Here is a 12953-nt window from a genome sequence, read left to right on the forward strand (position 1 = left end):
AATCTCTGTTGACGCACGGTGTCCACAGATCGCGAACGCTGCGCATGCGCACCACATGCGATCGGGGCATGGGCAGATCACCCGCCACCCGCTGCGCCGCCTGATCCCGCGCATCTGGACGCTGCGCGAGGAGATCTCCGCATACGACGCCGGCTCCGTCGCGCTGGCGGAGGCGCTCGGCGTCCCGCTGCTCACGCTCGACCGCGGCTGGCGAAGACCGCGGCGCGGTACTGCGACGTCGTCGTCCTCTGAGCCGTCCCGTGCGCGGACGGCGGCCCGGAGACGCGGAAACGGCCGCACCTCGCGGGGAGGGCGGCCGTTCCGGGGTTCGTCGTCGGGCGCTCAGAGCTCGGCGGAGGCCGCCAGCCCCAGGTCGTCCTCGTAGTCGTGGTCCTTCGTCTCCGGCGTGAAGATCAGCGCCACGAAGGTGAGCACGGCCATCGAGGAGAGGTACACGCCGACCAGCCACGGCTCGCCGCCGACCGCCGCCCACAGTGCCACGGCGATGAACGGGGCCACGGCCGCGCCGAGGATCGACGACACGTTGTAGGCGATCGCGGAGCCCGAGTAGCGCACGTTCGTCGGGAACAGCTCGGGCAGCAGCGCGCCCATCGGGCCGAACGTCGTGCCCATGAGCATGAACCCGAACACCAGGAACGCCTGCGTGAGCGCGCCCGTGAACTTCGGGTCGGCCTGGGGCAGCAGGAAGAGGTTGAACGACAGGCCGAACACCACGATGAGGCCCGTGACCCACAGCAGCAGCTTGCGGCGGCCGATGGCGTCGGCGATCGGACCCGACAGCAGCGTGAAGATGCCGAAGAACACCACGCCGATGATCTGCATCAGCACGAAGTCGGTGTAGCCGAAGCCGAGCCCCGGGTAGAACTGGGCCGCGAACGCCGTGGGGTCGAAGTCCTTGCCGGTCGCCTCCGCGGCGGCGCGGGCGGCGGCCGACGCGGTCTCCACGTCGGCGGCCTTGGTGCCGTACGTCAGGGTGAAGTTCGTCATCAGGTAGAACAGCACGTAGGTCGCCAGCATGATGAACGTGCCGAGGATCAGCTGCTTCCAGTGGTGGCGGAAGACGGTGGCCAGCGGCAGCTTGCGGATGGCGCCGGTCTTCTCCGCCTTCTTGAACGTGTCCGACTCGACCAGGCGCAGGCGCACCCACAGGCCGATGATGACCATGACGGCCGAGAACAGGAACGGCACCCTCCAGCCCCACGACAGGAACGCCTCCGACTTCAGCGCCGGGTCCTCGGGGTGGGGCAGGGCGAAGTTGATGGCGAGGAAGATGCCGTTCGCGATGATGAACCCGAGGGGCGCACCCAGCTGCGGGAACGACCCGTACCAGGCGCGCTTGCCCTTCGGGGCGTTCTCGGTCGCGACCAGCGCCGCGCCCGACCACTCGCCGCCGAGCGCGAAGCCCTGGGCGAGGCGCAGCACGAGCAGCAGCAGCGGCGCGACCCAGCTGATCTGCTGGAACGTGGGCAGCAGGCCGATCACGAAGGTCGCGATGCCCATCGTGAGCAGGGACGCGACGAGCGTCGCCTTGCGGCCGAACTTGTCGCCGAAGTGGCCGAACACGACTGCGCCGATCGGGCGGGCGACCATCGCGGCGCCGAACACGGCGAACGACGACAGCAGCGAGGCGGTGTCGTTGGTGCTGGGGAAGAAGAGCGTCGGGAACACCAGGACCGCTGCCGTCGCGTAGACGTAGAAGTCGTAGAACTCGATGGTGGTGCCGACGAGGCTCGCGGTGATGACGCGCGAGCGGGGATTCGCGGGGGCGGGGGCGCTGCTCATGGGGTCTCTTTCTCGGATGTCGCCGCTGGTATACCAGGACCCGGGCGAGTCTACGCCTTCCTGGGAGTTGCCTGAACGCGGATGACGCCGCCCGGTCCCGGCGGCGCGCCACCCCCGTAGAGTCGGAGCACACGACGTGGAACGCACGACTCGGGGGAGCCGATATGACGACGCGGATGCTGCTGCTGGCCGACACGCACGTGCCGAAGCGCGCCAAGCGACTGCCCGACGCCGTGCTGCGCGCCGTCGACGAGGCCGACGTGGTGGTGCACGCGGGCGACTGGGTCGACGAGGCCACGCTCGATCTCCTCGCCGAGCGCGCCGCGGTGCTGCACGCCGTGTTCGGCAACAACGACGGCCCCGGTCTGCGCGGCCGGCTGCCCGAGGTCGCCCGGTTCCGGGTGGAGGACACGTCCGTCGCGGTGATCCACGAGACCGGGGGCGCGGCAGGGCGGGAGCGACGCATGGACGCGGCGTTCCCCGACGACGACCTCCTGGTGTTCGGGCACTCGCACATCCCGTGGGACACGGTGACCCCGCGCGGGCTGCGTCTGCTGAACCCGGGGTCGCCGATCGACCGCCGCCGTCAGCCCGTGTGCACCCTGATGACGGTCGTGATCGACGGCGCCGACATCGACGCGACCCTCGTGCCGCTCTCGTGAAAGAGCCTCCCGCCGCCTCCGGCCCCGAGGTCGTCGCGGAGCCGCTGGCCTACCGCGCACCGATGCGCTCGCGCGACGACGCGGTGCCCGACGGTGCCGGAGCCGAGCGCGGTCTCACGCGCGGCCTGGTGGGGATGGGAGGACGGCTGGAGCGGGTGCCCTCGTCGCCGGCAGAGGCGCTGTCGGCGGTGGACGCCCGCTGGGGCGAGCGCGCCGCCCGACGCCTCGAGCGCTTCGTGGCGCTGCCGGAGGGCACCTTCGTCTGGACCCGTGACGGAGACGGCCTGCTCTGGCTCGGGCGGCTCGACGGCCCGTGGTGGTACGACGGTTCGGCGGAGGCCGCGGCGGTCGACCTCGTGCACGTGCGGTCGTGCGTGTGGCTTCCGGACCCCGTGGACCCGGCCGTGGCTCCCGCCGCCGTCACCGCGACGTTCGCGCGCGGCGGTCGCAACGGTCAGCGCATCGGGACGCCGGGAGCGGGTGCGGCGACCGCAGCGGTGTGGGAGCGCATCGTCGGCGGATGATCCCCGCGGTCGCTCAGACCGCGGAGGTGTCGGGGGTCAGCGCCGGATGGGTCAGCGCCAGATGACGGCCATGCCGGCGTTGGCCAGCGCGAGGATGCCGATGAGCCAGAACACGGCGGAGGGCACCGCCTCGCCGCGCTTCTGCCGCGCGGAGCCGATGCCCAGGAGCGCGCCGATCACGAGGAGCACCACGAGCTTCACGCCGATCTTGACGTAGTTCAGGTCGTACTCGATGCCCCACGGAGCGGCCAGCGCCAGTCCGGCGACACCGGCGATCAGCAGGCCGTAGTCCATCAGCCGGGTGATCTGCCGCTTGCCGCCGAACGCCTGGGCCGCCCAGGCGCCGAACAGCACCGCGAAGCCGATGAGGTGGACGAACACGACGATGTGGCGCAGGATCTCCATGCCCTCACCGTACGTGAGGGGGGTACTGCGCCGCTAGCAAGGCCGCCCTGACCTCAGCCGCGCAGCTCCCGGATCACGAGGGCCGTGCGCAGCGCAGCGTCCGCCGCCTCCGCGCCCTTGTCCTCCTTCGAGCCCTCGAGACCCGCGCGATCCAGGCCCTGCTTCTCGTCGTCGAGGGTCAGCAGGCCGAAGCCGACCGGCCGCCCTGCGTCGAGCGACACCCGGGTGAGACCGTCGGTGGCCGCGGCGGACACGTACTCGAAGTGGGGGGTGCCGCCGCGGATGATCACGCCGAGTGCGACCACCGCGTCGGCACCTCCGGCGAACGCGGCCTGCGCGGCCACCGCGAGCTCGAACGAGCCAGGCACCCGCACGAGCGTGTGCGACGCCTGCGCCTCGTCGAGCACCCGCTGCGCGCCCGCGATCAGTCCGTTCGAGATGGTCTCGTGCCACGTGCCGGCGATCACGACGACGTGCAGTCCCCGCCCGTCGATGCTCCCGGCCTTCGGTGCTCCTGCGCCGCTCATTCCTCGTCCTTCCCGGCCGCGAGGGCCTGGGCGAGCTCTGCCTCGCCGATGATGTGACCCATCCGGTCACGCTTGGTCTCCAGGTACTGGTGGTTGTTCGGGCCGACGCCCACGATCAGCGGCACCTGCTCCACCACGTCGAGCCCCAGCTCGCGCAGCTGGTTCACCTTGTCGGTGTTGTTGGTCAGCAGTCGCACCTTCGACACGCCGAGGTCGGCGAGGATGCCGGCCGCGGCGGCGTAGTCGCGCGCATCGGCGGGCAGCCCGAGCGCGAGGTTCGCATCGACCGTGTCGAGGCCGTCCTCCTGCAGGCTGTAGGCGCGGAGCTTGTTGATCAGCCCGATGCCGCGCCCCTCGTGCCCGCGCATGTAGACGACGACCCCGCCGTCCTGCTCGATCGCGTCGAGCGCGGCGTCGAGCTGCGGTCCGCACTCGCACTTCAGCGACCCGAACGCCTCGCCCGTCAGGCACTCGGAGTGCACGCGCACGAGGGCGGTCTCGCTCAGCTCGCCCGACACGACCGCGATGTGGTCGGTGCCGGTCACGCGATCCTTGTAGGCGAGGAACCGGAACGAGCCGTGCTCGGTGGGCACGGTCGCGTCGGCGCGCAGGCTCACCCGGCGACCGCGGTGCGCGGCCGGCGTCGCCCCCGCGGGGTCGATCTCGTTGAGGTGCGCGATGAGCTGCTCGATCGTGATCACGGGCACACCGTCACGCGCGCCCAGCTCGATCAGTCCCGGCAGCCGCATCATGCTGCCGTCCTCCGCCACGACCTCGGCGATCGCGCCGACCGGTCGCAGACCCGCGAGCTTCATCAGCTCGACGGCGGCCTCGGTGTGGCCGCTGCGCTCGCGCACGCCGCCGTCCACCGCGCGCAGCGGCAGCACGTGCCCGGGGCGGATGATGCTCGTCGCGGTCGAGTCGGGGTTCGCGAGCACGTTGAGGGTGCGGGCCCGGTCGCTCGCGCTGATGCCGGTGGTCACGCCGTCGGCGGCGTCCACGCTCACCGTGTACGCGGTGGAGCGGGCGTCCTCGCTCGCCGCGACCATGGGCGGCAGGTTCAGCTGATCGGCCAGGTCGGCGGGCATGGGCGCGCACAGGAAGCCCGACGACCAGCGCACGGTCCACGCGACCCACTCGGGCGTCGCCAGCTCCGCCGAGAGCACCACGTCGCCCTCGTTCTCGCGGTTCTCGTCGTCGGCCACGAGGACCGGCCGTCCGGCGCGCAGTGCCTCCAGGGCCTCGGGGATGGATGACAGGCTCATCGCGAGCCCCCTTCCGGTGCGGCGCGGAACGCGAGCAGACGCTCGACGTGCCGCGCGAGGATGTCGGTCTCGAGGTTCACGCGGTCGCCGACCGCGCAGGTGCCGAGCGTGGTGGCGGCGAGCGTCTCCGGGATGAGCGACACCTCGAACCACGGCGCCGCCTCGTCGGGGGCGCTCACGGCGCTCACGGTCAGCGAGGTGCCGTCCACCGAGATGGAGCCCTTGTCGACCACGAGCGGCGCGAGATCGTGGGGCAGGCCGATCCGCAGCACGCTCCACTGCGCACCCGGCCGCACCTCCCGCACCTCGCCGGTGCCGTCGACGTGGCCCTGGACGATGTGCCCGCCGAGCCGCGCGCCCACCGGCATCGCCTTCTCGATGTTCACGCGCGTGCCGACCACGGCCGATCCGATCGCGGCGACGTCGAGCGTCTGCTTCATCACGTCGGCGTCGAACGTGTCGGCGGTCGAATCGACCACGGTCAGGCACACGCCCGACACCGCGATCGACTCGCCGTGCACGGCGTCGGCCGCGGCCCTCGGCGCGCGCACGGTGAGCCGCCAGCCGTCGCCGGACTCCGCGATCGCCGTGATCTCGCCGATCTCCTCGATGATTCCGGTGAACATCACCAGGCACCTTCCTGCTCGGGGGCGTGGGGGTCTGTGAAGCGGGCGACGGCCAGGAGGTCGGCGCCGAGCGGCACCCACTCCTCGACGGTCAGCCGGCGCGCCTCGTCGATGCGGGAGACGCCGATGTCGGTGAGCGCGAGGCGGCCCCCGCCCAGCAGCACCGGTGCGACGTACGCGAGCACGCGATCCGCGAGTCCCGCCGCGACGAACGCGCTGGCCAGGGTCGGCCCGCCCTCCACGAACACGCTGTGGTGGCCGCGATCGTGCAGGTCGGCGAGCACCGCGGGCAGCTCGCGGGTGTCGTAGAAGAGGGGAGCGTGCGGGTGCCGGTGCACCGCCGCGTGTGCGGGCGTCGCGCGGGCGCCGATCACGACCGGCACGGGCTGCCGCGGGTGGAGGGCGTCACCGTCGCGCGCGGTCAGAGCCGGGTCGTCGGCCAGCACGGTGCCGGTGCCTACGACGATCGCGTCGGCCTCGGCACGACGGCGGTGCACGTCGGCGCGCGCCTCGGGGCCGGTGATCCATCGACTGGAGCCGTCGTCCGCGGCGGCACGGCCGTCGAGGCTCTGCGCCCACTTGACCGTGACGTGCGGGCGGCCCAGGCGCTTCGCGGTGAGCCAGGAGGCGATCAGCGCCTCGGCCTCCGCGGCGCGCACGCCCGACTCCACGTCGACCCCGGCGGCGCGGAGCCGCTCGGCCCCGCCGCCGGACACCTCGCCCGGATCGTCGAGGGCGTAGACCACGCGGGCGACCCCGGCCTCGATGAGAGCCACGGCGCAGGGACCCGTACGGCCGGTGTGGTTGCACGGCTCGAGCGTCACGACCGCGGTCGCCCCGCGCGCGGCACCCGGCGAGAGCTTCGACAGCGCATCGACCTCGGCGTGCGCGGTGCCGGAGCCGCGGTGCCACCCCTCGGCCAGCACCTCACCGGCGGGGGAGAGGAGCACGGCGCCCACCTGCGGGTTGACCCCGCGGGGGCCGCGGGCGGCGAGCTCGAGCGCGCGGTCCATCGCACGCTGCTCGATCGCGGTCACTGCCATCCGTCGTCCTCTCTGCGGCCTCGGGGCTCTCGCAGGGGTGGCGGAACGGACGCACACGCGTGCGCCTCGTGCTGCCTCCCTTCCGGACTAGCGAGGTCACCCTCGCATCACCGTCGGTCCCGGAGTTCCACCGGATCGGCATCCCGATCACTCGAGACGCTCGCGGACTGTCACCGCCGGTTCGGATTCCCACCGACCCCGGAGCACGTTGCTGCTCTGAGTGTACTCAACGCGGTCGGCGCGATTTCATTCCGCGGCATGAATCGGCGCGCACTGCGCCGATCTCACTTCAGCAGGCGCGAGAGGCGGCGGTCGGCGAGCACCTTGCCGCCCGTCTGGCACGTGGGGCAGTACTCGAGCGACCGGTCGGCGAAGAACACGCTGCGCACGGTGTCTCCGCACACGGGGCACGCCTCACCGCGGCGCGCGTGCACCTGCATGCCGCGGCGCTTGGCGTCTTTCAGGTCGGCGGGCGGCTTCCCGGAGGCCGCGGCCACCGCCTCGCGCAGCGTCTCCTGCATCGCCGCGAACAGCCGGTCGACCTCGGCGTCGTCGAGCGTCGCGGCGATCGCATAGGGCGACATGCGTGCGGCGTGCAGGATCTCGTCGGAGTAGGCGTTGCCGATGCCCGCGATCACGCCCTGGTCGCGCAGCAGCCCCTTGATCTGCATGCGCCGCCCCTCCAGCAGGCCGGCGAAGTCCGCCCGCGTGAAGGCCGGGTCGAGCGGGTCGGGACCGAGGCGGGCGATGCCGGGCACCTCCTGCGGATCGCGCACGACGTACACCGCGAGCGACTTCTTCGTACCGGCCTCCGTCAGGTCGAACCCGCTGCCGTCGTCGAGCGCGACACGCAGGGCGATGGGCGTCTTCCCCGGCTTGATGAGCGTGGTCGGCAGGGTCTCGTACCAGCGCAGCCAGCCCGCCTTCGCCAGGTGGAACACGAGGTGCAGCTCCGCACCGCACGACAGCACGACGAACTTGCCCAGCCGCGCGGACGCGGTGATCTCCGCGCCGTGGAGCGCCGTGATGGGCGGGTCGTACGTCTTCAGCGCCGCGATGGCCGAGACCGACGCGCGGGTGATCGTGCGTCCGACCGCGCGCTCGCCGAGGAACGCGACGAGTCCTTCGACCTCCGGCATCTCGGGCATGCAGCCATCCTGTCACCGGCCTCCGACGCTGTCACGCCTCGCCGGCAGCCGTCACAGCACCGGCCACTCGACCGGGGTGCGGTCGTCGGTGGCGAGCAGCCCGGCGACCCAGCCGTCGTCGCGGCCGCGCTGACTCGTGAGGGCCTGGCGCTGCGTGCCCTCGAACCGGAAGCCGAGGGCGCGGGCGGCCCGTGCCGACGGCACGTTGCCCACCACGGCCTGCCAGCGGATGCGCGCGAGCCCGAGCTCGGCGAACCCCCAGTCCAGCACCGCGCGGGCCGCCTCGGTCAGGTAGCCCTGCCCGCGGGCGTCCGCGACCATCCAGTAGCCCAGTTCGGCACTGCCACCCGCGGCGTGGCCCGCGATGTGGTGCAGGCCGATGACGCCCACGAGCACGCCGTCCGCGAAGATGCCCCACACGGTCTGGGAGCCGTCCGCCCACCAGTCGGCGACGAGCGCGACGAAGTCCTCCGCGTCCTGCCGGAAGTACGGGTTCGGGACGGTCGTCCAGCGGGGGATCTCCGGGTCCTGGCAGGCCGCGGTGATCGCGTCGACGTCCGCCTCCGTCGGGGCATGCAGGACGAGGCGGGCGGTGGTGAGGGTGACCGGAGGCATCCCTCCAGCCTAGGACGGCCGAGCCGGTCGCCCGGTCGGCGAGGGGGACGTCGACCGCGGTGTCGGTGGGCGCGATTAGGCTTGTCCGGTGACTGTTCCGGGGATTCTGCGCGCCTTGGAAGAGGCGTCTCTGTTTCGTGACGCTCTCGCCTGGGCGCATACCGACGCCGACCTCGGACTGGTCGACGGCCTCGATGCGCCCACGCTCGCCGGGCTCCTCGCCAAGCGCGCCGCGGCCGGGCACCCCGCCGCGTTGCTCGCCGTGGTGCCGACCGGGCGCCGGGCCGAGACGCTCGCCGCGGCGATGTCGGCCTACGTGCCCGATGCCGAGGTGCTCACGTTCCCGGCATGGGAGACCCTGCCGCACGAGCGGCTGAGCCCGAGCCCCGACACCGTCGGGCAGCGCCTGCAGACCCTGCGCCGCATCGCCGAGTGGTCGGGCGACCACCCCCTCGTGGTCGTCGCCTCCGTGCGCGCCGCGCTGCAGCCGATCGCCGGCAACCTGGGCGAGATCGCCCCGCTCGACCTCGCCGTCGGCAGCCGGGGGCACGAGCTCGACCACGTCGCGGAGCAGCTGGTCGAACGCGCATACTCCCGCGTGGACATGGTGTCGCGGCGCGGTGAGTTCGCCGCGCGCGGCGGCATCCTCGACGTGTTCCCTCCCACGTCGGAGCACCCCTACCGCGTGGAGTTCTTCGGCGACGAGATCGACCAGATCCGGGCGTTCTCCGTGGCCGATCAGCGCTCGCTCCCCGGCGACGTCCCCGCGGTCGACCTGCCGCCCAGCCGCGAGCTGCTGCTCACCGCCGACGTGCGCGACAGGGCGCGCGCGCTGATCGGCGGGTTCCCGGCCATCGCGGGCATGCTCGAGAAGATGGCCGAGGGCATCCCGGTCGAGGGCATGGAGTCGCTGCTGCCCGCCGTGGCCGGTCCGCTGAAGTCGCTCGTGGAGTACCTGCCGCCCGGCAGCGCGACCGCGGTGGTCGACCCCGAGCGGGCGACCGCGCGGGCGATCACCCTCGGCGACACGAACCGCGAGTTCCTCGACGCCGCGTGGAGCGCGGCGACCTCCGGGGCCTCGGCTCCCATCGACCTCGGCGCGGGCGACTTCCTCACGGTCGCCGACCTGCGCGACGTGGTGCGCGACCGCGGCGGCGTGTGGTGGCGGCTCAGCCCGTTCGGCATCGGCGACGCCGACCCGGAGAGCGTCGAGGCGTCGGCGGTCATCCCGTCGTTCCACGGCAACGTCGACGGGGCGATCGCCTTCGTCGACGCGAAGGTCGCCGACGGGTGGCGCGTCGTGGTGATCGCGACGGGACACGGGCTCGTCGACCGCGCGCGCGACGTGCTGTCCGACCGGGGCATCGCGGCCCGCGCGGTGGAGTCGCTGACCGAGGCCCCCGACCCCGGGGTCGCGACGCTCGTGACCGGTGCGGTCGAGGCGGGGTTCCAGGTGCCGGAGGCGAAGCTCGCCGTCCTCACCGACAACGAGTTCTACGGCCGCACGATCGGCGGCGACCAGCGCGTGGTGAAGAAGCTCGCCTCGCGCCGCAAGAACGTGGTCGACCCCCTCCAGCTCAAGCAGGGCGACTTCGTGGTGCACGCCACGCACGGCATCGGCCGCTTCGTGGAGATGACGCAGCGCGAGGTGTCGACGGGCGGCCGCCACGCCGCGAAGTCCGTGCGCGACTACCTCGTGCTGGAGTACGCCCCGTCCAAGCGCGGCTACCCGGGCGACAAGCTCTTCGTACCCACCGACCAGCTCGACCTGCTCTCCAAGTACGTCGGCGGTGAGGCCCCGACGCTGTCGAAGATGGGCGGCAGCGACTGGGCGCAGGCCAAGGGCAAGGCCCGCAAGGCCGTGCGCGACATCGCGGTCGAGCTCGTGAAGCTCTACTCCGCGCGCATGAGTGCCAAGGGGCACGCGTTCGGTCCGGACACCCCGTGGCAGCGCGAGCTGGAGGAGGCGTTCCCGTTCGCCGAGACCCATGACCAGCTGCAGACCATCGACGAGATCAAGGCCGACATGGAGCGGCCCATCCCGATGGACCGGCTGCTGTCGGGCGACGTCGGCTTCGGCAAGACCGAGGTCGCGGTGCGCGCGGCGTTCAAGGCCATCCAGGACGGCAAGCAGGTCGCGATGCTCGTGCCGACGACGCTGCTGGTGAAGCAGCACCTGGAGACGTTCACGGAGCGCTTCGCCGGCTTCCCGGTGAAGGTGCGGCCGCTGTCGCGCTTCCAGACCGACAAGGAGGCGAAGCTCACGCTGCAGGGCCTGCTCGACGGCACGGTCGACATGGTCATCGGCACGCACCGCATCCTCACCGATCAGGTGATGTTCAAGGACCTCGGCCTGATGATCATCGACGAGGAGCAGCGCTTCGGCGTGGAGCACAAGGACGCGCTGAAGAAGATGAAGACCAACGTCGACATCCTCGCCATGAGCGCGACCCCGATCCCGCGCACCCTGGAGATGGCGGTCACCGGCATCCGGGAGATGTCCACGCTCGCGACGCCGCCGGAGGACCGGCACCCGATCCTCTCGTTCGTCGGGCCGCGCAGCGACAAGCAGATCGCCGCCGCCATCCGGCGCGAGATCCTGCGCGAGGGCCAGGTGTTCTTCGTGCACAACCGCGTGCAGTCCATCCAGCGGATCGCGGCCCAGCTCGCCGAGCTCGTGCCGGAGGCGCGCATCGCGGTCGCGCACGGGCAGATGGGGGAGCATGCGCTGGAGCAGGTGGTCGACGACTTCTGGGAGCGCAAGTTCGACGTGCTCGTCTCGACCACCATCATCGAGACCGGCCTCGACATCTCCAACGCCAACACGATCATCATCGACCGCGCCGACAAGTACGGCCTGAGCCAGCTGCACCAGCTCCGCGGCCGCGTGGGCCGCGGACGCGAGCGCGCCTACGCGTACTTCCTCTACGACGACCTGAAGCCGCTGAGCGAGACCGCGGCCGACCGCTTGCAGACCATCGCGGTCAACAACGACCTCGGCTCGGGCATGCAGGTGGCGCTGAAGGACCTGGAGCTGCGCGGGGCGGGCAACCTGCTCGGCGCGGAGCAGGCGGGGCACATCGCCGGCGTCGGCTTCGACCTGTACCTGCGCATGATCGGTGAGGCCGTCGCGACGTTCCGCGGCGAAGAGGTCGAGACGGGGCAGGAGCTGCGACTGGAGCTGCCGTTGGACGCGCGCATCCCCGAGGACTACATCGACAGTGAGCGCCTGCGTCTGGAGGCGTACCAGAAGCTGTCCGCCGCCTCGGCCGCGACCGCCAAGGACGATGCGATCGACCTCGTGCAGGAGGAGCTCATCGACCGCTACGGCACCCCGCCGGAAGAGGTCGCCGGGCTCTTCGCGATCGCGCGACTGCGCCGCAGGGCCGCCCGCGCCGGGCTCACCGACGTGGTGGCGATGGGGTCGAACCTCCGCATCGCCCCGGCGCGGCTGGAGGACTCCATCAAGGTGCGGCTGCAGCGGCTCTACCCGAAGGCGAAGCTCGTGGCCGGGGGAGAGGCGCTGGTGGTGCCGATGCCCACCGTCGCCGCGGCCGTCGGCGTCGGTGTGGAGCCGCTGCCCGACGCGCAGCTGCTGGAGTGGGTCGGCCAGCTGTTCACCGCGATCTTCCCGGAACCCGCCACGACCCCGTAGCGGACGGCCGGGGCCCCGGGGCTAGTCTGGCCGCATGTTGTACGAGCACCTCGGGGCTCGCCCCCGCATCCATGACACCGCCGTCGTCGCCCCCACCGCCGTGATCTCCGGCGATGTGGAGGTCGGTCCGGGCTGCCAGGTGCTGCACGGCGCCGTGATCACCGCCGAGGGCGGCCCGATCACGCTCGGCGCACACGTGATCGTGATGGAGAACGCGCTGATCAGGGCGACCGCGGCGAACGCGGTGCACATCGGCGACCACACCCTCGTCGGCACGCTCGCGAGCATCGCCGGCGCGACCGTGGGCGAGGAGGTGTTCTTCGCCTCGGGCGCCCGCATCTTCAACGGTGCTCTGGTGGGCAGCCGCTGCGAGGTGCGCGTCAACGCGATCGTGCACCGGCGCGCGGTGCTGCCCGAGGGGACGGTCGTGCCGATCGGATGGGTCGCGGTCGGCGATCCGGTGCAGCTGCTCTCGCCGGACCGGGCGGAGGAGATCGCGGCGGCGCAGCCCGAGCTCGACTTCCCCGGGCACGTGTTCGGGGTCGACCGGGACACCCCCGACCTCATGGTGCAGCTCACCGAGCGCTACGGGAGCTCCCTCGCGCGGCACGCCGACGACCGACCCGTCGGTCCGTAGCCGCGCGGGCGCGCAGAGACGAAGCCGAGCACCCCGCCGATGC

General features: G+C 72.3%; 12 protein-coding genes and 1 riboswitch. Of the genes, 4 read left to right on the top strand and 8 right to left on the bottom strand.

Annotated features, from left to right (window positions below; translation table 11 throughout):
• Positions 1 to 342: 342 nt before the first annotated feature.
• Positions 343 to 1803 carry an MFS transporter gene (locus tag ACWH95_RS10610; RefSeq protein WP_136029087.1) on the bottom strand — a complete coding sequence of 487 codons (1461 nt, stop codon included), beginning with the start codon at positions 1801 to 1803 and terminating at the stop codon, positions 343 to 345.
• A gap of 164 nt (positions 1804 to 1967) precedes the next feature.
• Here ACWH95_RS10610 and ACWH95_RS10615 point away from each other — a divergent pair, with 164 nt between their 5' ends.
• Both ACWH95_RS10615 and ACWH95_RS10620 read left to right on the top strand, forming a co-directional pair.
• A complete protein-coding gene (locus ACWH95_RS10615; protein WP_454120626.1) occupies positions 1968 to 2465 on the top strand; it encodes a metallophosphoesterase family protein in 498 nt (165 codons plus the stop codon).
• Complete coding sequence (locus ACWH95_RS10620; RefSeq protein WP_366626941.1) at positions 2462 to 2989, top strand: GAF domain-containing protein; 528 nt, start codon at positions 2462 to 2464, stop codon at positions 2987 to 2989. The genes ACWH95_RS10615 and ACWH95_RS10620 overlap by 4 nt, the downstream gene beginning before the upstream one ends.
• Positions 2990 to 3040: 51 nt before the next feature.
• Here the strand turns inward: ACWH95_RS10620 and ACWH95_RS10625 are convergent, their stop codons facing one another.
• The 7 genes from ACWH95_RS10625 to ACWH95_RS10655 form a co-directional block, all read right to left on the bottom strand.
• Complete coding sequence (locus tag ACWH95_RS10625; RefSeq protein WP_136029091.1) at positions 3041 to 3394, bottom strand: Fe-S protein; 354 nt, start codon at positions 3392 to 3394, stop codon at positions 3041 to 3043.
• Between the two features lie 53 nt (positions 3395 to 3447).
• Positions 3448 to 3921 carry a 6,7-dimethyl-8-ribityllumazine synthase gene (ribH, locus tag ACWH95_RS10630; protein ID WP_136044544.1) on the bottom strand — a complete coding sequence of 158 codons (474 nt, stop codon included), beginning with the start codon at positions 3919 to 3921 and terminating at the stop codon, positions 3448 to 3450.
• On the bottom strand, positions 3918 to 5186 hold the full coding sequence (gene ribA, locus ACWH95_RS10635; protein WP_136029095.1) for a GTP cyclohydrolase II: 1269 nt from the start codon (positions 5184 to 5186) through the stop codon (positions 3918 to 3920). Before ribA ends, ribH begins: the two co-directional genes overlap by 4 nt.
• The gene (locus ACWH95_RS10640) at positions 5183 to 5812 is read right to left on the bottom strand and encodes a riboflavin synthase (protein ID WP_454120627.1); all 630 of its coding nucleotides are present in this window, start codon (positions 5810 to 5812) and stop codon (positions 5183 to 5185) included. The genes ribA and ACWH95_RS10640 overlap by 4 nt, the downstream gene beginning before the upstream one ends.
• Positions 5812 to 6855: a bifunctional diaminohydroxyphosphoribosylaminopyrimidine deaminase/5-amino-6-(5-phosphoribosylamino)uracil reductase RibD gene (gene ribD / locus ACWH95_RS10645; RefSeq protein WP_136036012.1), complete on the bottom strand. Its 1044-nt coding sequence runs from the start codon at positions 6853 to 6855 to the stop codon at positions 5812 to 5814. Before ribD ends, ACWH95_RS10640 begins: the two co-directional genes overlap by 1 nt.
• 65 nt (positions 6856 to 6920) lie before the next feature.
• Positions 6921 to 7065: riboswitch (FMN riboswitch) on the bottom strand.
• A 74-nt stretch (positions 7066 to 7139) separates the two neighbouring features.
• Entirely contained in the window at positions 7140 to 8003 is an 864-nt protein-coding gene (locus ACWH95_RS10650; RefSeq protein WP_136036013.1) for an Fpg/Nei family DNA glycosylase, read from the bottom strand.
• A 51-nt stretch (positions 8004 to 8054) separates the two neighbouring features.
• A complete protein-coding gene (locus ACWH95_RS10655; protein ID WP_136029102.1) occupies positions 8055 to 8618 on the bottom strand; it encodes a GNAT family N-acetyltransferase in 564 nt (187 codons plus the stop codon).
• 88 nt (positions 8619 to 8706) lie between these two features.
• Between ACWH95_RS10655 and mfd the strand changes: the two genes are divergently transcribed.
• Together mfd and ACWH95_RS10665 are read left to right on the top strand one after the other, a co-directional pair.
• The gene (mfd, locus tag ACWH95_RS10660; RefSeq protein ID WP_454120628.1) at positions 8707 to 12273 is read left to right on the top strand and encodes a transcription-repair coupling factor; all 3567 of its coding nucleotides are present in this window, start codon (positions 8707 to 8709) and stop codon (positions 12271 to 12273) included.
• Between the two features lie 34 nt (positions 12274 to 12307).
• Positions 12308 to 12910 (top strand): gamma carbonic anhydrase family protein, encoded by a 603-nt coding sequence (locus ACWH95_RS10665; RefSeq protein WP_136036014.1) that lies wholly within the window; start codon positions 12308 to 12310, stop codon positions 12908 to 12910.
• Positions 12911 to 12953: the final 43 nt, after the last annotated feature.

This window comes from Microbacterium sp. NPDC055502 (assembly GCF_053643635.1).

Excerpts from the sequence above, each read along its gene's own strand:
- ACWH95_RS10610 (WP_136029087.1), bottom strand. The coding sequence starts at position 1,803 with ATGAGCAGCGCCCCCGCCCCCGCGAATCCCCGCTCGCGCGTCATCACC.
- ACWH95_RS10615 (WP_454120626.1), top strand. The coding sequence starts at position 1,968 with ATGACGACGCGGATGCTGCTGCTGGCCGACACGCACGTGCCGAAGCGC.
- ACWH95_RS10625 (WP_136029091.1), bottom strand. The coding sequence starts at position 3,394 with ATGGAGATCCTGCGCCACATCGTCGTGTTCGTCCACCTCATCGGCTTC.
- ribH (WP_136044544.1), bottom strand. The coding sequence starts at position 3,921 with ATGAGCGGCGCAGGAGCACCGAAGGCCGGGAGCATCGACGGGCGGGGA.
- ribA (WP_136029095.1), bottom strand. The coding sequence starts at position 5,186 with ATGAGCCTGTCATCCATCCCCGAGGCCCTGGAGGCACTGCGCGCCGGA.
- ACWH95_RS10640 (WP_454120627.1), bottom strand. The coding sequence starts at position 5,812 with ATGTTCACCGGAATCATCGAGGAGATCGGCGAGATCACGGCGATCGCG.
- ribD (WP_136036012.1), bottom strand. The coding sequence starts at position 6,855 with ATGGCAGTGACCGCGATCGAGCAGCGTGCGATGGACCGCGCGCTCGAG.
- ACWH95_RS10650 (WP_136036013.1), bottom strand. The coding sequence starts at position 8,003 with ATGCCCGAGATGCCGGAGGTCGAAGGACTCGTCGCGTTCCTCGGCGAG.
- ACWH95_RS10655 (WP_136029102.1), bottom strand. The coding sequence starts at position 8,618 with ATGCCTCCGGTCACCCTCACCACCGCCCGCCTCGTCCTGCATGCCCCG.
- ACWH95_RS10665 (WP_136036014.1), top strand. The coding sequence starts at position 12,308 with ATGTTGTACGAGCACCTCGGGGCTCGCCCCCGCATCCATGACACCGCC.